An 18785-nucleotide genomic window follows, 5' to 3' on the forward strand; every position below is an offset into this window, starting at 1 on the left:
TTTATTATATATCGTAATTATTACCCAACAGACCTAAATATTTCTGTGCTTCCTCTTCAGAAGAGTAACGGAGGTCCGCTTCTGACACAAAGCGGACCGACATAAGAGCCGTACGATCACCTACGAGCGAGGAGCGGAAGTGACCTAAATTTATCGTGGTCATGAGATTCAGTCTGAAGCAAGGTGAAGAATGTCCTATAAATCGATGTGCGAGATAGCGTTCTTCGTTAATCACACCATGAGGTGCTTTCTGATGATATGGTTATACCCTCACCATCCCTAAAGAGAGAACACTAATGATTGTAAGGACCTGGCATGGATGTGTTCCGCTTGAACATGCGGAAGGTTTTGCAAAACACCTTGAAAAAACAGGGGTAGAGCATTCCAGGAGCATATCGGGGAACAAAGGCGCGTTCGTTCGCAGAGAAACGCAGGGAAGTTGGGAGCATTTCTTTCTGGCAACTTACTGGCAGGATCTGCAGTCAGTGAAGGCATTTGCTGGAGAAAACTATCATGTGGCGGTCACTTACCCGGATGATGAAGAATTTAAGCTACTTTCTGACCCTTACGTTTTCCAGCATGTTGTTGAGGCAATTTCACCACTTTAATGTCATCTTCCGGGTATCCTGTCGGTATCTCTGAATTGTCATAATCCCTGAATTGTCATAATCCCCATATTGACTCAACGCATCCACTTAGGGCACAGAGCAGTCTGTTTCATCTGGTATCAACGCTGCTCTGTACGAATACTGTTCTGTTTAACATCACCCGATTTAGACCCTATCACTCAGGTCTTCGCGGGTTGGACCTTGAAAGTAGAGGCTACTTATATGGCAACTACGCGGTTGAACCAACACAAAACGAATCGCTTCCCAGACCGATCGCCCGTTCAAGAGCCGCTCTCCCATTCTGCATTGACTATCGACACTCGAATCTAACCCTGTAAGTTCGAAATCAGGAGGGTACAGTCCGGTAACCCGTATATTTTCTTCGGACAATTGCTGTGCGAGTTTTGTTGTAAATCCGCTGAGCCCATGTTTGCTGGCGAAAAAAGCGGGGTGCGCAATTGAATCCGTGAAATTCGGGATCCCGCAGGAAGAGATAATTGAGACGATATCAGCACTGTCTGAACGTCTTAATCCAGGCATCAGAGCCTGCGTCAGAAGAATCGACGCTGTCAGGCCGGAACTGACGGTATTAATAATGTCGGTATCAGGCTGGTCGTCTAACGTTCCTGACAACCACTGGGCAGCATTGAGAATTAAAAATATCGATGGGCTTGTCTGAAGTTAATAGCTATGAAGAAAACGCAGAAAGGGATTCAGGCCGGGTTAAATCACAGATATACCCTTTTGCCATACCGCCTTCAGCAGTGATGATGCTGCAGGTTTTTTGAATATCATCAGCCCGCCGCGCGCAAAATTCTACCTCTACGCCTTCCCGCGCCAGCCATACGCACAGCGCCTGACCAAATCCCCTGCCCCCACCCGTAATAACCGCTCTTTTGCCTCTCAGCATCTCCATACGTCCTTTCATTAATGGGTATGTTTATGGAGATATAGCATGAGGAGAGGGAGTGACATCTTTCCGTGAGTGCTATTTTAGATGCGGACATGGTGTCTGCGATGCGCAGTAAACGCCCCTGCAATGAATACCCTCCTGAGTTCAGGCCATCATGATCACAATACTTAGCGTTCAAGCGCAGCAAGGATTGCGGCTTCCATTTTCTCGGGGGTGGTGATCGGCGCAAAACGCTTGAGCGGTTTACCGTCGCGTCCGATCAGGAACTTGGTGAAGTTCCATTTGATTCGTCCCCCCAGCACGCCGGGCAATTCGTTTTTCAGATAGCGAAACACCGGATGCGCTGCGGCTCCGTTGACCTCGATCTTCTCGAATATCGGGAAGCTCACACCGTAATGAATGTGACAGGTCCTGGCAATGTCGTCGGCATCGCCGGGCTCCTGTTTACCGAACTGGTTGCAGGGGAACCCAAGCACCACCAGCCCCTGGGCGGCGTATTTCTTATAAAGCGCCTCAAGGCCGCCGTATTGTGGCGTGAAGCCACATTGGCTGGCGGTATTCACGACCAACACCACCTTGCCAGCGAAGTCGAGCATAGCGACAGGCTGTCCATCCAGACGGGTGGCTGTCAGTTGATAAAACGTGGTCATAGCGGGATCCTCAACGCAGAACCTGTTCGACGCCAACATTACCACGTCGCGCACAGCGGCGGGGAAAGGGACGTAAGAAGTCGGTTCTGTTTCTGGTTGCGCGGCAGGTCTGGAAACTTACCCTAAATAATAGCGAAGTATAAAGGCAAACATCACGCCGGAGATCACCGTCACCGGCATTGAAAAGCGCATTGCAACAACCAACGTTAACCCTAACGCGATCAGATCTGCGGGATTTCCGGAGGCAAAAAAAGGCGCAATGAAAGCCAGCATGACACAACCGGGAGAGGATTTAAGTACCGTCATCGCCCTGGGCGTAAGCACCCGGTTTCGTAATATAAGATAAGCGGTCACACGCGTTGCATACGTGGTGAGTGCCATTAATACGATGGCGATGAAGGTCTGATAATCAGGCATCCTCTCCCCCTAAAAATGCGGCAACGGCTAATCCTGCTAAAGGGCCAGCAATGACGTACCACAGGCCGGCAATAAAATGACATACCGCCACGGAGACGACCAGACTGACTATCCAGGGCACAGCTTTACGAATGCCATTCCACATGCCTCTGACTAACACAAGAAAGACCGCCGGAAAGGCCATATCAAAACCATACTGGTGAACATCGCCCAGCACCGGGCCAATTAACGCGCCAAGTGCGGTACAGAAAACCCACATCGTATAGAAAGATAAAGAGACCGCCATATAATACGGCATGCTGAACAGCGGCGCCGTTTTGTTATTTCTGGAATGCGCGTCATTATAACTGAGTGCCCAACTCTCATCCGTCATAAAAAAAAGCGCAGGTAAGACTTTTCGTTTTGGAAAACGAGAAAGTAAGGGAACCAGCGTCGCCCCCATTAAAATATGACGACTGTTTACCAGTAATGTTACGGCCATAATAAGTAAAAAAGGTGGCGGCGACGTCCAGATTTGTATGGCGGCAAATTCAGACCCGCCGGCAAAATTTAATCCTGTCATCAAGGGAACGTCGAGAGGCGTGAGCCCCTTATGGCTTGCCTGCGCGCCCAACACCAGCGCAAACGGGATCACACCCAGTAATACGGGTAACCCATCTTTCAGGCCACGAAGGATTTCTTTTTTCTTCGTTTCACTCTTATCCAGTAATGGTCTGGCAGAACTGACATCCGCACGTTGTTCACTCATGCGTTTCGCTCATTTCGTCTATTTCAAATACTGGCGCCAGAATAAAAGATGTGACACTATCAGTAAATATAAATAGTGTCACATTACACTTATGGTAATCTCATGCGCGAACGTTCTCCGTGGCAACCCCATCTTGCAGAAGGCAATTCATCCCCTACCGATCGGCTGGTCCAGGCGTTGTCAGACGATATTCTTTCAGGCCTGCTGAGGCTCGGCGCGCGCCTTCCGGCACATCGTGAACTGGCAGATACGCTCGGTATCGCGGTGGGTACTGTAACGAAAGCCTATGGGATCCTGGAGAGACGGGGTCTGGTTCGAAGCGTTAAGGGCAGCGGAATGTTTGTCGCGCTGGCCAATTCCAGAAGCCGAACCTTTATCGACCTGTCGCAAAACACCCCGCCGGCAGCACTGACCTCCCGGTCACTGAGTAAGACACTCACCACCCTCGCCCGGCGTCCTGACATGGATATGTTTAACACTTACGCCCCGGCAACAGGCCATGATGAACACCGGCGGCTTCTTGCGCAGTGGTTCAGTCGTCTGGGTGTCCCGGCAGATTACCAGCATCTCATCTTAACGAACGGTGCTCAGCATGCGCTCTCTGTAGCGTTGTCTACGGTCTGTGAACCTTTTGGCCGACTGTACGTTGAGGCTCAAACCTATTCAGGGCTGATTCAGCTGTCGCATTTACTGAAGCTCACATTAGTGGGGATCCCGATGGATGACGAAGGCATGGATGTCTCTGTTCTGGAAAAGATCCTCGATGAAAATGCGGAAAAAGGCGGTGCTGTCTATGTCACGCCGCTCTTACAAAGTCCGTCCACACGCATTATGAGCCTGGCCCGCCGTCAGGAACTGGTTCGGGTTTGTCGGGAAAGGGGCATAAAGATTATTGAGGATGATGTTTATCGGCTGATGAGCACGACAGAATTGCCCCAGATTGCCAAAATAGCCCCCGATATCACCTTATATGTGAATAGCTTATCTAAGATCCTTAATCCAGCATTGCGGATTGGCGGGCTACTGGTACCTGAGGCGCTATATTTACGAGCAGAATCCATGCTGAGGGCAACAGCGATGATGGTCTCTCCGCTAAGCAGCTCCATCATGGAGCAATGGCTGATTGATGGCACAGCAGAAACCGTCACCCTCGCAATTGAATACGAAACCCGGCGTCGTTACCAACTCGCTATCGACATTTTAGGGGAGCACGTTTATCGCTCGGGGCTGCCCAGCTTTCATCTCTGGTTACCGTTTTCACGCGATGACGCGCACTCTTTCTACAATGCAGCGCTGGCGACAGGCATCAAAGTGACAGCACCGGCCTCGACTGAAGTGGGTCAACAGTCGGATCAGTACGGCGTCAGGTTATGTATTGGCGGAACGGAGTTCAGCCAGTTAAAACAAGCACTCTTGAAACTCAACGAGATTGCCGGGCAACTCAAACAGAAACCAGACCCGTTCCCGCTTTTTAATGTATGAATGACAGGATAGGTCTGACTCCTTTTCTTCTGACGAGGGTAATGTCATTCCCTTTATGTGCTCAAAAAATCAGCGGCGATTCGATCAGCATTTTTTCATAATATTTTTATCAGTCGCCATGATGAAATAGACGATGCTTATACAATCGGTAAAGCGTATGGATGGGTCTTATGCTGCCATTCGACGCGAAGCGTAAACGCTTTTTTACGGGCCAGGTCAGGCGTTGTCTGCTTCAAAAAAATTGCCGTATTTGTTATATTGTTACTTATTGATTATTCACCTCTGCGGTGCCAAAAAGAACAAGATTCACCGCAACCCAGGACAATGAAATGTTAGATTACCGCTTCCCGACAGCTTTGCAGATGGTTCTCAGCGTAGCGATGGCGGAGCAATCGGGTGAACGTTCGACGAGTGCGATTCTGGCCTACGGACTGGAAGCAAATCCGAGCTTTATCCGCAAGTTAATGGTTCCGCTTACGCGTGACGGCATTATCGTCTCAACCCTTGGCCGTAACGGTTCTATTCATCTTGGTCGTCCGGCGGATAAGATCACCCTGCGTGATATCTATGTTTCTGTCATAGAAGATAAAAAGCTGTGGGCGTCGCGTCCTGACGTACCGGCTCGCTGCGTCGTCAGCGCCAATGCGTGCTGGTACTTCAAATCTATCGCCGATGAAGCAGAGCAGGCTTCGTTAGAGGTTCTGGCTCAACATACCGTGGCCAGCGCGCTGGAAAAGGTCAAAAAAGCCGATACCAGCGGGTGCGATCCGGTGCCTGAAATTGAAGGCCTGCATAAAAAAGCGTAGTCATACCCTTCCTGATACGAAAAAAAACCGCCTTAACGAGAAGGCGGTTTTTTTGTGCCCTGTAAAAACCTAGGCAGGTAAAACCTCGTTGACCGGTTTGCCGCGCGTAACGAATTTACGCAGCGTCACGTAAAACACCGGCGTCAGGAACAGACCAAACAGCGTCACGCCCAGCATCCCGGAGAACACCGTGATCCCGGTGACGCCGCGCACTTCTGCGCCTGCGCCGTGGCCGAGGATCAGCGGAATCGTCCCGGCAATAAAGGCGATGGAGGTCATCACAATCGGGCGTAAACGCAGGCGGCACGCTTCCAGCGCCGCTTCCATAATCCCTTTCCCCTGAAGCTCCAGCTCGCGCGCAAACTCAACGATAAGAATCGCGTTTTTACATGCCAGCCCCATGAGTACCACCAGCCCCACCTGCACGAAGACGTTGTTATCGCCCCCGGTCAGCCAGACGCCAAACAGCGCGGACAGCATCGTCATCGGAACGATCAGGATCACCGCCAGCGGCAGGGTCCAGCTTTCATACAGTGCGGCCAGCACCAGGAAAGCCAGCAGCACCGCGACCGGGAAGACGATCAGCGCCGTGTTGCCCTGAGTGGCCTGCTGGAAGCTCAGGTCCGTCCATTCAATATTCATCCCGTTCGGCAGGATCTGCTTAGACATTCCGTCCAGTTGCGTCATCGCCTGTGCCGAAGAGAGAATGCGCGGATCGGCATCGCCAATCAGATCCGCCGCCGGATAACCGTTATAACGGATCACCGGATCCGGCCCGTAGGTGGTGCTGATATTCACCATACTGCCGATTGGCACCATTTCGCCCTGATTATTACGGGTGCGCAAATTCGCAATATCTTCCACGCTATCGCGGAATGGCCCGTCGGCCTGCGCCATCACGCGCCAGGTACGCCCGAACTGGTTAAAATCGTTCACATAAGACGATCCCAGGTAGGTTTGCAGCGTACCGAACAGATCGGTCAGCGACACGCCCTGCGCTTTCGCCTTATCTCGATCAACCTGCACATCCAGCTGCGGAACGTTAGCCTGGTAGGTTGAGATCGGGAAATGCATCCCCGGCGTCTGCATAATCGCACCGGACATGGTGTTCACCGCGTTTTGCAGCGCACCATAGCCCAGACCACCACGATCCTGGATGTACAGCGAATAGCCCGACCCCTGCCCCAGCCCTAAAATCGGCGGTGGCAAAATGGAGAAACCAAAGCCCTGCTGAATTTGAGCGATTTTGGCATTGATCTCAGCGTTAATTTCCGCCGCCGTGTGTTTACGCTGATCGAACGGTTTCAGACCAAAGAAGACCGTCCCGGTATTCGGCGTGTTGGTGAACTGCAGCGCGTTAAGCCCAGGAAAAGCGACCGCATAATCCACGCCTTCGGTATTCATCCCGATTTCGCTCATTTTGCGGATCACCGCATCGGTGCGGGCCAGTGAAGAACCTTCCGGCATTTTCACGCCGCCAATTAAATACAGCTTATCCTGGGTAGGTATAAACCCGCCGGGGACCGCTTTAAACATGACGCCAGCCGCGCACAACAGCAGCACATAAACAACAAACACCGCGCCACGGCGTCCGAGCGTTTTCCCCACCAGTCCCTGATAACCATTAGAGCTACGGTGGAAAAAGCGGTTAAACGGACGGAACAGCCAGCCGAACAGACGATCGATAAGCCGGGTCGGGAAGTCTTTCGGGGCGCCGTGCGGTTTTAACAGCAGCGCTGCCAGTGCCGGCGAGAGCGTCAGCGAGTTGATGGCGGAAATCACCGTCGAAATCGCGATAGTCACCGCAAACTGTTTGTAGAACTGGCCGGTTACCCCGGAGAGGAACGCCATCGGTACAAACACCGCGCACAGCACCAGCGCAATCGCGATAATCGGCCCCGAAACTTCACGCATCGCCTGATGCGCCGCCTGAAGCGGAGAAAGCCCCTCTTCGATATTTCGCTCGACGTTTTCCACCACCACGATGGCGTCATCCACGACGATACCGATAGCCAGCACCAGCCCGAACAAACTCAGGGTATTGAGTGAGAAGCCAAGCAGGTAGAGAATGCTGAACGTCCCCACAACCGATACCGGCACCGCGATCAGCGGAATAATCGACGCGCGCCAGGTCTGCAGGAACAGAATCACCACCAGTACTACCAGCACCACCGCTTCCAGCAGGGTCTGCACAACCGCGCGAATGGAATCGCGAACGAAAACCGTCGGGTCGTACGGTGCTGCCCATTTCATATCTTCCGGGAAACGCGTGGCCAGTTCGTTCATTTTCGCGCGCACGGCGTTAGACAAATCGATGGCGTTCGCGCCCGGGGACTGGAAGATACCAATCCCGACCGCGTCTTTGTTGTTGAGCTGGGAACGCAGCGCATAGCTGCCTGAGCCCATTTCAATACGCGCCACGTCGCGCAGGCGTACCAGCGAGCCGTCTTGCGCCGTTTTCAGAATAATATTGCCAAACTCTTCTTCCGTATGCAGACGCCCCTGGGCGTTAATGGAAATCAGGAAATCGCTCTCTTTCGGCAGCGGCTCGGCGCCAAGCTGCCCGGCAGAAACCTGAACGTTTTGCTCCTGCATCGCCGTCACGACATCCGAGGCCGTCAACCCGCGGGCTGCCACCTTGTCGGGATCCAGCCAGATGCGCATCGCGTATTCGCCAGAGCCAAAAATCTGAATCTGGCCCACGCCCGGCAGACGCGCCAGTTCGTCCTTCACTTTAAGCGTGGCGTAGTTACGCATATACAGTGAATCGTACTTGCCGCCCGGCGAAAACAGATGCACCACCAGCGTCAGCGTCGGTGATTGTTTCTGGGTGGTAATACCCAGACGTCGTACATCTTCCGGCAGACGCGCCTCGGCCTGTGACACGCGGTTTTGCACCTGAACCTGCGCCTGATCCGGATCGGTACCCGGGCGGAACGTCACGGTGGTTACCAGTACGCCGTCAGAGCCTGCAACGGATTTCATGTACATCATGTTTTCAACGCCGTTGATGGCTTCTTCCAGCGGCGTCGCCACGGTTTCTGCAATCACTTTCGGGTTGGCACCCGGATACTCCGCGCGCACCTGCACGCTTGGCGGTACGACGTCAGGATATTCGCTCACCGGTAACAGCGGGATAGCGATTAATCCTGTGATGAAAATCAGAATCGACAGTACTGCGGCGAAAATCGGCCTGTCGATAAAAAAGCGGGAAAAGTCCATATGTCGGATTCTCGGGTAAGGGATCAGTTAAGCGCGGCGCTGGCGGTCATCGGAACGGTTTTCGCGTTAACCGGCATACCCGGCATAAACACTTTTTGTAAACCGTCGACGATGACTTTATCGCCAGGGTTCAGCCCCTGCTGCACGATACGTAAACCGGCGGCCAGACGTCCCGGCGTGATATCGCGGCGCTGCGCTTTACCTTCTTTATCAACGATATAAACATATTTGCGATCCTGATCGGTCAGCACCGCTTTATCGTCGACAAGCGTGGCTTTGAATTCAGCGCTGCCCGGCAGGCGTACGCGGGCAAACAGTCCTGGCGTGAACTGACGCTGCGCATTATCCAGCAGCGCGCGCATACGGATGGTGCCGGTGCTCGGCGTTAACTGATTATCAAGAAAATCCACCTTGCCCTGATGGGGATAACCCTCCTCCCCCACCAGGCCAATCTCAACCGGGAGTGCCAGGTGGTTACTGGACGCGCCCTGCCCGCTGCGAGCGAGATTTTGATAGTGGAGGTAGGTTGCCTCATCCACGTCAAAGTAGACGTAAACCGTTTTCAGGGAGACCAGCGTGGTGAGGACGCTGGCACTGTCACCCGCGGTGACCAGATTACCGCTGGTGATCAGCGCGCGGCTGGCGCGACCATCAATAGGCGCGGTCACTTTGGTGAAATCGAGGTTAAGTTGTGCCGCGTCAACTGCTGCCTGCGCGGCGCGAATGTCGGCCTGCGCCTGAGCGGCGGCCGAACGGCGCTGCTCCCACTCTTCGCGGGAGACGACGTTGGTATTGACGAGTTTATCGGTACGGTTAGCCTCACTGCGCGCCAGGCTGGCCTGCGTTTTGGCTCTCGTTAAGGTGGCCTGCGCCTGTTCCAGCGCAGCGCGATAGGTTCTGTCATCGATAGTGAACAGCACCTCGCCCTTTTTCACTTCCTGGCCGTCGGTGTAATTCACTTTATCAATGTAGCCGGAGACGCGGGGGCGCAGCTGAACGCTTTCCACCGCTTCAATCCGGCCGTTAAAGCTATCCCACTGACTGATGGATTTCACTACCACGTCAGCGGCGCTCACGGCGGGCGCTTGTGGGACGGCATTTTGTGCCACGCCGTCATCGCATCCGACAAGCAGCATGGAGAGGAACATCGCTCCCAGCGCCGTCAGATGAACGTTAACCCAGGGTTTTTGCAGGCTCATTATTTTTATTCCGGTAATGGTAGCCGCCGGGCAAGACGCTGCGGGAGACGCGGCGCCACTTCCTTTGTCCGGACTGGCTTGAGACTATTTGTGTCGTTCATCGCCACAAAACTGTAACAGTTGCGAATACACTATCGCGGCGATTGTAGGAAGGCGTCAGATTTAGTGCAAGAATAATTAATACACTTTATGTGCTATTTGGCTCAGGGGCAAAAGGCGCGTTTTCGGCAAGGATTTAAATGCAACAATAAAACTTGCATTTAATGTCAGAGCGAGTCATCTTTAAATGCAACAGACAAAAATGCTTTTTAAAACGCGGCGTGGGGGAAACCATGAACACTGACGCATTTATTCATGATCTACTCGACTGGATCGACAACAACCTTGAAAGCCGCCTGGACATTAATACCGTTTCCAGGCGCGCCGGCTACTCGAAATGGCATCTCCAGCGGATCTTCAAGGAACATACCGGGTATCCGCTGGCCGAGTATATTCGTGCACAAAAGCTGCAAAAATCGGTCGAGCGCTTAACCCACAGCGATGAACCGATCCTGAACGTGGCGATCGCGCTGGGCTTTGACTCCCAGCAGTCCTTCAACCGCAGCTTTAAGCGTCAGTATGGCCAGGCCCCCGGGGCATGGCGTCGCAATACCGTCTGCCCTGAACGCCAGCAATCAACCTAGTGTCGCGGCTTTCGCCGCGACCGGTACCGGCCGGTGGCAAACCGGCCTGTAATCATATCCCCGTATTCGCCGCTCAGCCGTCCGTTGAACGTGTTAACGCTTCCCAGCGATCGATTTCCTCACCTAAACGCGCGAGCTTTTCCCGCACTAAACTCAAAGCATCACTGCCAAGCAATAAATGCGTCGGCGGGTTCTGGCTCTCAATGATAGCCAGCATGGCGCGCGCCGCTTTTACGGGGTCGCCGAGTTGCTGACCACTTTTTTCCTGACGAGCCTGGCGGACAGGATCGAATAACGCGTCATAGTCCGGGATGCTGCGCGCGCTGCGTACCATCGAACGTCCTGCCCAGTCGGTGCGAAACGAGCCCGGTGCCACCGCAGTGACATGTATGTTGAACGGAGCAAGCTCTTTGCTCAGCGTATCTGATATGCCTTCGAGCGCAAATTTACTGCCACAGTAATAGCTGATGCCGGGCAGAGTGATGAAACCGCCCATCGAGGTGATATTAAGAATATGGCCGTGACGACGCTGGCGCATGCCCGGCAGCACGGCTTTGATCATCGCGACGGCGCCAAACACATTCACCTCAAACTGGCGGCGCACGTCTGCGAGCGAGGACTCTTCCAGTATGCCTTCGTGACCGTAACCGGCATTGTTCACAAGGACATCAATCGGACCGACGGTAGATACACTCTGCGTAACCACTTCATCAATGTGCGCATAGTCCGTGACATCCAGCAGGCAGCCGAATGCCCGCTGCGTATCGAGTGTCTCGAATGCCTGCTTTGCTTCGGGGGTGCGCACGGTCCCCACGACCCGATGGCCTGCGGCGAGGGCTTCCTCCGCCAGAGCACGACCAAAGCCGCTGCTAACGCCGGTGATTAAGATTGTTTTTGCAGATGCCATAAATTACTCCCATGAACAGTGAAGGTTGCATGGTATTCTCTGCCCTGCCGTATTTTTAGGCCGTATCTTCTCTTTTTATTGCCTGATTTTATGAGGTGCAGTGATGTCCGGGATGATTACCTTAGTAAAAGCACTGGCGGTGCAGGAGGGATACAACCTGACGGCGTTACCTGATGTGCGAATTTTGCGTGCCGACCGCCCGCTTGCGCGAACGCCCGTGCTTTACGATCCGGGGATTGTGATTGTCTGCCAGGGCAGCAAACGCGGCTTTTTCGGTCAGCAGACCTATCTGTATGATGAACAGCACTATCTGGCCGTGTCAGTTCCGGTGCCGTTTGTGATGGAAACCGACGCGTCGGCAGAACACCCCTTACTGGCGATATATCTGCATCTGGATTTTCAGCTTGCCGCTGAACTGATGTTGCAGATTGAGCAGCATCACGCCCCACATCCTCCCGCTGCGCCGCAAAGCATGATGTCGAGCCCGATGGACGACGCGGTAAAAACGGCCGTGCTGCGCCTGCTTGAAGTACTGAACAATCCGCTTGAGGCGGCGATCCTCGGCCCGGCGCGGGTGCGAGAGCTCTATTTCCGCGTCCTGACGGGTGCCCAGGGCAAGGCCATGCGCGCCGCGCTGGCCTTACAGGGGCAGTTCGGCAAAATTGGCAAGGTACTGCAGCACATCCATGCCGCCTACGCTGAGCCGTTAACGCTTAATCAACTGGCGATGGAGGCCGGAATGAGTGTGCCGACGTTTCACACCCATTTCAAAGCGATAACCGGTATGCCGCCGATGCAGTATGTGAAATCGGTGCGCCTGCACCAGGCAAGGATGTTGATGGTGCGTCAGCATATTACCGCCGCCGCCGCGAGCTACGCCGTCGGTTATGAAAGTCCGTCGCAGTTTAATCGTGAATTCAAGCGGCTGTTTGGTTTGCCACCCGCAGAGGAAATAAAACGCATGCAGCGTAATTTCGCCGTTCCACCTGTGCAGCAGGCGTCGATATTTGTCTCTTCCCATTAAGCCTGATACTACATACCAGGCCTGTATTCAGGCCTGGTATGTACACGGCGTCATGACGCTGAGGATTGCACTAACTCAGGAACTTACCTTTGAGCAGGTTAAGTCCCGCAGACATCAGGTCGCCCTGGGCCGGGGCTTCGCCCTGCGGTGAAAGGCCGTCGACGATTTTAGGCAGGTATTCAGCAATCAGCGTCGACGCGGTTTGAGAATCCACGCCCAGTTTTGCGCCGAGATCCTGCAGCGCAGGCGATCCAAACACCGATGTGATCTGTTCGCTGTTGACCGACTGATTACTCTGCTGGCTAAGCCACGACTCGACAACGCCGCCCAGGCCGCCATTGCGGAATTTTTCGAGGATCCCCTGAATGCCGCCCTGCTGCTCAATCCAGGTCATGATCGCCTGGAGTTGCTCCGTCTTACCGCCCTGCCCGCCGGCCAGGCTGCCGATTTGATCTAATAACCCCATCACAGACTCCCTACAAACATCGCTAACACGTCCTGATTGACGGCTTACTTAGCCGGGATAATCAGTACCTGACCCGGGTAGATTTTGTCGGGATGCGTCAGCATCGGTTTATTGGCTTCAAAAATACGCTGATACTCATTGGCAGAGCCATACATCGCTTTTGAGATGGCGCTCAGGGTATCGCCGGATTTCACCGTGTAATAGCGGCTTTCCACCCCGCTTTGGGTGACGGTCACGCTATCATTGACCTGACCAATCCCGGTAACGTTACCTACCGCCACCAGAATTTTTTCTTTATCTTCCTGGGAGCCCACGTCGCCGGTCACCGTCGCCGTACCGTCGTCCGCGACATTAATGTTGACCTTTTCGGCACCAGGCAGGTTAAGACTATCAATATGTTTTTTCAGCTTGTCGGCCTGATCTTCCTTGCTACCGCCGGATACGGCATCCCAGATTTTCTCGCCCGCTTCTTTCACAAAACTTAATAATCCCATCTTCCACACCTCCATAACTGTTTCATGGTGAACATTTTCATTGGATCCCGTTGCAGGATGTACGATGCGGTGTCTCCGCTCTGGCTGAAAAATCCGGAAACAGCACAACCTGCCACATGAAGTATATCCAATAAGCGTCAGGGTGCAGGATATTTGCCCTGATATCGCCGTTATGCCGCAATATAAACAGGGACTCCCGTCGCCCTCAACGCACCACCTCCACGCTCGCCGACAACCCGGCTACCAGCTCAATCCCCTTCGGCAATGCATCAATATGTATGCGCACCGGGACGCGCTGCGCCAGCCGCACCCAGCTAAACGTCGGCTCGATGTCGGGAAGCCCAAGCCCGCCCGTCTCATCGTTGTTATCACCGATCCCATGGCCGATGCTCTCAACATGCCCGGCAATCACCGGGTCATAGCCCATCAACACGATATGCGCCGTGTCCCCAACGCGAATATGTCGAAGTTTGGTCTCCTCGAAATACCCCACCACCCAGAAACTGTGCGCATCGACGATGGCGACCTTAGTCTCCCCCGCGGTGGCATAGTCCCCCGGGCGAAGCCGCAGATGGGTGATATAACCCGAGACGGGAGCCCGTACGGTGGCGTGGGACAAATTAAGCTCGGCCAGCTCCAGCGCGGCCAGCGCACCGTGATAATTCGCCACCGCGACGTTCGCGGCGCTGCCCGTTTGCTGCAAATCCTCGCTGGATATCGCGGCTTTAATCTGTGAGCGTCGTCTGGCGGCATCCTGTCGCATAACCATCTCATGCCGTCTGGATTCCACCTCCGCCTGCGCGCTGGCCACCGCCAGCGTGAGCCAGTGCGGGTCGATAGCGTAGAGCACATCGCCCCGGTTAACCCACTGGTTATCCCGGACGGCCACGCGGATTACCGGCCCGGATACGTCCGGCGCAATCTGTACCACATCCGCCCGTACCCGGCCGTCGCGGGTCCAGGGCGTTTGCGCATAATGTTTCCACATCATAAAAGCCAGAAGCGTGGCCGCCGCGACGGCACATAACGTCAGCGCATAGCGACCGACCAGAGAAAGTAATGATTTCATCTAAATAACCCCAGCGCGGTCAGGCCCTGCATCAGCAGGAAAAAGGTGACCAGATAAGTTGAAACGTCCAGCAGCGGGCGAAAAGGCAAACGACGGTAGAGCCTGCTGAGCGATAAAAGCGCGATGAGTGCCAGCGTGCAGGCCAGCGCCGCGAGCGCGGTGACAAGCAGTCCCGGGATAAAAACGCCCCCGATATTCAGATCATTGACCATCGTCTGCCCTCCGTAATGCGCAATGTAAATCCACCAGATGGCCGACAAACTGGCGCGTTTGTGCATCTGCGGCAGGCAAACAGAGGCGGATGTGGTCGGCGATGTGTTCACGCAAGGCGTCGGTGTCGCTCAGGTGATACAGGTGCGCGCTGATCTCCCTGCTCGCGGGCATACCGCAGCGGCGTAAATGCATCACCGAAAGGCCGATGCGCAGCGCGCGCAGCAGCGGGTTCAGCACCTGCTCTGAGGCACGTCCGCTGCGCTGCAGGCGCGGCAGTAACAGGGCAGCGCGGTCAATCATCAGATTGGTCCAGTGCGTCTCATCCAGCAGAAGCTTGCCCTTCACGCTGCGACGAATATCGCGCTGGCACAGCGTGTGCAGACGCGCGATGGCCGCGTCGGCCTGCACGGTTTGCAGCAGGCTCATGCTGATAACAGCAAAGCCGGTTGCGGCAAACAGCGCAATGGCGGTATTGGCCGCCGTGGCAAAATCTCCGCTGTAGTGGGCACCCAGCTCGCACAATACTGGCAGCGTCAGAGTGATCCCCATCGCCATAAACGTAGTGGGAGGACGTGCCTGAAGCGACCCGGCCAGCAGATATACCGGCGCCAGCACGGCCACCAGCACGGGGAAATCGCTCACCTGCGGAAGCAGCGCAAAGCTGTACAGCAGGCTAATCAAGACGCCCCAGAACGAGCCAATAATGTATTTCACAATGTGCGGAGCCGGGGTGTCGAAACTGCCAAACAGCGTGCAGCAGACCCCAAGGATAGAGACCGCCGTGCTGCCATCGGGCCAGGCGGAGAAGATCCAGACCAGGCAGCCGCTCAGGATAATGGCGAACGCGCCCAGCGCGGTGCGGGCGGCAGTAAGAGGATCGCGATGAAAAACATACCCTTTAACTGCCCTGCCCGCCGTCAGTCCGTGGGCGGGCTTCGCATGGTGGATGGCATCAGAAAGACGTTCGCACTGCTGCAACAGCGTAATGGCCTGCGTCAGATAACGGACAAAACTGGCCAGCAGCGCGTCGTTCATCGTCCGGGCCTGTGCAGCGTAGCGCTCTGCGAGCTGTTCACTGCGTGCTATTAACGCATCTGCCGTGCTGTGGCGTGCAGCATCTTTATCCCCCAGCCAGGCCTGAACGTCGTCGAGCAATACCTGCAACCCGGCAGGCACCGTCACCGGTAAGCGATCGCGTAATTCACAGTTGACGATGACCAGCCGCGCCAGTCGGTCATGGATAGCCTTTCTGCCCTGCCGCACCGGAGCAGACAGGGCAAAATCATACGGAATATGGTGGCTTATACCCTGCAGAAACTGCAGCGCCAACGCCAGATGCAGCGGGTCTGAAACCGCGACGGGTTTGCCTGCGAGGGTGTCAGCCACCCGCTCACGCGCGGCGCGCAGGGTTTGCGATAACTTACTGTTGAACAGGCCGGAGATACGCGCGGGTAACACATAGCGATGTATCAGCGCCGCGCAGAAGATCCCAATGACAATCTCCTGCACACGGATAATGGCGATATTAAAAATCCCGCCGGGGTCGGATACCGCAGGAAAACCAATCAGGCTCGCAGTGTACCCGGCCAGCACAAAGGCATACGCCCGCGGGGTGCGCTCCAGCAGAGATAAATAGAGGCAGAACGTGATCCAGCCCGACAGCATCACGCTGCAGAGGATCGGCATATTGACGAAGACAGGTACGATCGCAACGGTGGCGCAGGCCCCCACAACGGTGCCGGCCAGACGATAGAGACTTCTGCTCAGCGAGGCACCCACCGACGTCTGCGACACGATATAGACGGTAATAATGGCCCATGATGGACGTTCGAGGCCTATCGACAGCGCAATGTAGTAAGCGAGCATCGCCGCTGCAAAACTTCTCGCGGAATAGAGCAGCGCGCTGGCATCGTTACGCAGCACGGGAGATAAGCGCTCACGCATGCCGCGCCACGAATGAAAATGAAAAGCGTTTAATGTGTTCATGCCAGAATTATTACTGGCTTGCGAACCCGCTTAAATACTCTATTCTGTCAAAAAATACCTAAATATTGCCAGAAACGTGAAACCTCAACTTGCCAATACGCTCTTCGACCCTGACGCCACCGCATGCCCGGCCGTAGCCCGACATCTGGATTTCGTGGAGTACGCCGCGGAAGTGCCGGTGCACACCCACCGTAAGGGGCAGCTGATTATTGCTTTGTATGGCGCGGTGATTTGTCATGCGGAAAATGATATCTGGATCGTGCCACCAGACTGTGCCGTCTGGATCCCTGGCGGGATCGCACACAGCGCCAAAGCGACCTGGAATGCTCATCTCAACTATCTGTTTATTGAGCCCGGTGCCGCCGCGCTGCCGGAGAAATGCTGCACACTGGCCATTTCCCCGTTAATCAAAGCGCTGGTTGACCGTTTGACGCATGAACGCGTTGATTATCCGCCAGAGAGCCATGCCGCGCGGCTGACCAGAGTAACGCTTGATGAGCTCGCCAGCATGCCGCAGCAGAAGCTGAGCCTGCCCGTTTCAGCCCATCCCAAAATTCGCGCCATGGCCGACGCGCTGGTCAGCCATCCTGACGACAGAAGCACCCTGAAAGCATGGGCGAAACGGCTGGCGCTGAGCGAGCGCTCCTTTGCGCGTTTGATGGCGCGCGAGACCGGGCTGAGCTTTGGCCGCTGGCGTCAGCAGCTACAGTTGATTATTGCTCTGCAGGAGCTGGCAAGCGGTGTCCCGGTCCAGAACGTGGCGACAACGCTTGGGTATGAATCCGTGAATGCGTTTATCACCATGTTCAGGAAAGCCATGGGCACCACGCCCGCGCACTATTTTGCCGAACGAAAAGTCAGCGGCCGTTAACCCGGCCCTTCGCTGCCTGCAGCAAGCAGGGGAACCAGCACATCGCTAATCGGAACGGGAATACCGTGAGCACGACCATAGCGCTGGATCACGCCGTTGCGGATATCCCACTCCATGGGACGGTTGGCCTGACGATCGGCGAGGATAGACGTGCCCAAATCGGCAGGTGCGCGCTGGAAATTCGCCAGGATCTCCTGCGCAACGTCATCGTGCAGCACCGCGCCTTCTGCTCGGGCCACGGCAAGCCCCTCGCGCAAATACGCCAGCGCCAGCTCGCTGATATCCTCACGGGAGAACATCCCGGCACGACGATTCGCAAGCACCATCAGGCCTGCAACCGCATTTTGCAGCAGCTTGCGCCATGCGACGGTAAGAAAATCTGCCGACAAGTCTACCGCGCAGCGCGTGCCGTTCAGCGCATCAGCCACCCGTTTTGCCTGCGGCACATCCGGCAGCGTCAACCGCGGACTGGCGCGCAGCCAGACGGAGGCATCCGGCTCACGCTGCGCCGGGAACCAGACCACCGACGGCAGTACCGTCGCGCCATTGACCCACGGTGCAAGCTGGGCCTTTTGCTCGACGCCGTTTTGCAGCGCGCAAACCACCGTGTTTTCATCGCACAGCGCGTTCAGCCATCCCGTGCTGTCGGCGTTCTGGGTCGTTTTCACTGCGATAAAAACCAGATCGTACGGACGATCGATGACCGTCGGATCGGTTAATACCGGCCCGGGTACCACGATTTCACCCTCATCGTGCCGCAAACGTAATTGCGGGTGTGCGGTACGTCCGCACAGTTGCGGCGTGCGGCCAGCCTCATGCAGCACCGCAGCGATAGTGGTTCCGATTGCACCGGGTCCAATCAGTGCAATGGTTGGATAGTCAGACATTGTTAACTCCCCTGGTCGCTAAAGCCCTAATCAGTGTGCCGTGGCGTTCAGCATAGCCGCCACACGTCCCTTTATACCACCGCCTGAAGTGGGAGCCATACCCGTTGTCTATACTCATTTCATCTACGACAACGGAGTGC

Annotated in this window: 18 protein-coding genes and 1 pseudogene; 6 read left to right on the forward strand and 13 right to left on the reverse strand. The window is 55.2% G+C overall.

From position 1 onward, the window contains the following. The first annotated feature begins 296 nt into the window (after window positions 1–296). Window positions 297–608 (forward strand): hypothetical protein, encoded by a 312-nt coding sequence (locus QLG09_RS18405; RefSeq protein ID WP_025204747.1) that lies wholly within the window; start codon window positions 297–299, stop codon window positions 606–608. Between the two features lie 165 nt (window positions 609–773). Here the strand turns inward: QLG09_RS18405 and QLG09_RS18410 are convergent. The 4 genes and pseudogenes from QLG09_RS18410 to QLG09_RS18425 form a co-directional block, all read right to left on the reverse strand. After that, window positions 774–1518, reverse strand: a pseudogene (locus tag QLG09_RS18410) (SDR family oxidoreductase). Between the two features lie 170 nt (window positions 1519–1688). After that, the gene (locus QLG09_RS18415) at window positions 1689–2171 is read right to left on the reverse strand and encodes a glutathione peroxidase (protein WP_079231316.1); all 483 of its coding nucleotides are present in this window, start codon (window positions 2169–2171) and stop codon (window positions 1689–1691) included. 117 nt (window positions 2172–2288) lie between these two features. Next, a complete protein-coding gene (locus QLG09_RS18420; protein ID WP_014168994.1) occupies window positions 2289–2588 on the reverse strand; it encodes an AzlD family protein in 300 nt (99 codons plus the stop codon). Further along, window positions 2581–3336 carry an AzlC family ABC transporter permease gene (locus tag QLG09_RS18425; protein ID WP_282489265.1) on the reverse strand — a complete coding sequence of 252 codons (756 nt, stop codon included), beginning with the start codon at window positions 3334–3336 and terminating at the stop codon, window positions 2581–2583. The genes QLG09_RS18420 and QLG09_RS18425 overlap by 8 nt, the downstream gene beginning before the upstream one ends. A 102-nt stretch (window positions 3337–3438) precedes the next feature. On the opposite strand from QLG09_RS18425, the gene QLG09_RS18430 reads away from it, so the two are divergent. Together QLG09_RS18430 and QLG09_RS18435 are read left to right on the forward strand one after the other, a co-directional pair. Further along, window positions 3439–4818, forward strand: a complete 1380-nt coding sequence (locus QLG09_RS18430) for a PLP-dependent aminotransferase family protein (protein WP_282489266.1) — start codon at window positions 3439–3441, stop codon at window positions 4816–4818. Between the two features lie 329 nt (window positions 4819–5147). Beyond that, window positions 5148–5624, forward strand: coding sequence for an Rrf2 family transcriptional regulator (locus tag QLG09_RS18435; RefSeq protein WP_020885097.1), 477 nt, complete (start codon window positions 5148–5150; stop codon window positions 5622–5624). A 69-nt stretch (window positions 5625–5693) separates the two neighbouring features. On the opposite strand, the gene oqxB is transcribed toward QLG09_RS18435, so the two are convergent. Both oqxB and QLG09_RS18445 read right to left on the reverse strand, forming a co-directional pair. Next, window positions 5694–8846, reverse strand: coding sequence for a multidrug efflux RND transporter permease subunit OqxB (gene oqxB / locus QLG09_RS18440; RefSeq protein WP_079231319.1), 3153 nt, complete (start codon window positions 8844–8846; stop codon window positions 5694–5696). Window positions 8847–8869: 23 nt separating this feature from the next. Continuing rightward, window positions 8870–10045, reverse strand: coding sequence for an efflux RND transporter periplasmic adaptor subunit (locus tag QLG09_RS18445; RefSeq protein ID WP_014168988.1), 1176 nt, complete (start codon window positions 10043–10045; stop codon window positions 8870–8872). Between the two features lie 332 nt (window positions 10046–10377). Here QLG09_RS18445 and QLG09_RS18450 point away from each other — a divergent pair, with 332 nt between their 5' ends. Next, window positions 10378–10728 carry a helix-turn-helix domain-containing protein gene (locus QLG09_RS18450; protein WP_032679651.1) on the forward strand — a complete coding sequence of 117 codons (351 nt, stop codon included), beginning with the start codon at window positions 10378–10380 and terminating at the stop codon, window positions 10726–10728. A 73-nt stretch (window positions 10729–10801) separates the two neighbouring features. On the opposite strand, the gene QLG09_RS18455 is transcribed toward QLG09_RS18450, so the two are convergent. Continuing rightward, a complete protein-coding gene (locus QLG09_RS18455) occupies window positions 10802–11635 on the reverse strand; it encodes an oxidoreductase (protein ID WP_049023155.1) in 834 nt (277 codons plus the stop codon). A 103-nt stretch (window positions 11636–11738) separates the two neighbouring features. On the opposite strand from QLG09_RS18455, the gene QLG09_RS18460 reads away from it, so the two are divergent. Then, window positions 11739–12659, forward strand: a complete 921-nt coding sequence (locus tag QLG09_RS18460; protein WP_196087672.1) for an AraC family transcriptional regulator — start codon at window positions 11739–11741, stop codon at window positions 12657–12659. Window positions 12660–12729: 70 nt separating this feature from the next. On the opposite strand, the gene QLG09_RS18465 is transcribed toward QLG09_RS18460, so the two are convergent. The 5 genes from QLG09_RS18465 to QLG09_RS18485 form a co-directional block, all read right to left on the reverse strand. Continuing rightward, on the reverse strand, window positions 12730–13125 hold the full coding sequence (locus QLG09_RS18465) for a YidB family protein (RefSeq protein WP_020885102.1): 396 nt from the start codon (window positions 13123–13125) through the stop codon (window positions 12730–12732). Window positions 13126–13169: 44 nt separating this feature from the next. After that, window positions 13170–13619 carry a peptidoglycan-binding protein LysM gene (lysM, locus tag QLG09_RS18470; RefSeq protein ID WP_020885103.1) on the reverse strand — a complete coding sequence of 150 codons (450 nt, stop codon included), beginning with the start codon at window positions 13617–13619 and terminating at the stop codon, window positions 13170–13172. Window positions 13620–13824: 205 nt separating this feature from the next. Next, entirely contained in the window at window positions 13825–14688 is an 864-nt protein-coding gene (locus tag QLG09_RS18475) for an HlyD family secretion protein (RefSeq protein WP_049023157.1), read from the reverse strand. Beyond that, on the reverse strand, window positions 14685–14900 hold the full coding sequence (locus QLG09_RS18480) for a DUF1656 domain-containing protein (protein ID WP_020885123.1): 216 nt from the start codon (window positions 14898–14900) through the stop codon (window positions 14685–14687). Before QLG09_RS18480 ends, QLG09_RS18475 begins: the two co-directional genes overlap by 4 nt. Continuing rightward, window positions 14890–16845: an FUSC family protein gene (locus QLG09_RS18485; protein WP_152691345.1), complete on the reverse strand. Its 1956-nt coding sequence runs from the start codon at window positions 16843–16845 to the stop codon at window positions 14890–14892. The genes QLG09_RS18480 and QLG09_RS18485 overlap by 11 nt, the downstream gene beginning before the upstream one ends. 118 nt (window positions 16846–16963) lie before the next feature. On the opposite strand from QLG09_RS18485, the gene QLG09_RS18490 reads away from it, so the two are divergent. Then, window positions 16964–17758 carry a helix-turn-helix transcriptional regulator gene (locus tag QLG09_RS18490; RefSeq protein ID WP_025204769.1) on the forward strand — a complete coding sequence of 265 codons (795 nt, stop codon included), beginning with the start codon at window positions 16964–16966 and terminating at the stop codon, window positions 17756–17758. On the opposite strand, the gene QLG09_RS18495 is transcribed toward QLG09_RS18490, so the two are convergent. Further along, window positions 17755–18645, reverse strand: a complete 891-nt coding sequence (locus tag QLG09_RS18495) for an oxidoreductase (protein WP_047366343.1) — start codon at window positions 18643–18645, stop codon at window positions 17755–17757. The two genes, QLG09_RS18490 and QLG09_RS18495, sit on opposite strands and share 4 nt — an antisense overlap. Window positions 18646–18785 lie beyond the last annotated feature (140 nt).

The sequence above is a fragment of the Enterobacter sp. V89_11 genome (assembly GCF_029967775.1).
Taxonomy (GTDB): domain Bacteria; phylum Pseudomonadota; class Gammaproteobacteria; order Enterobacterales; family Enterobacteriaceae; genus Enterobacter; species Enterobacter ludwigii.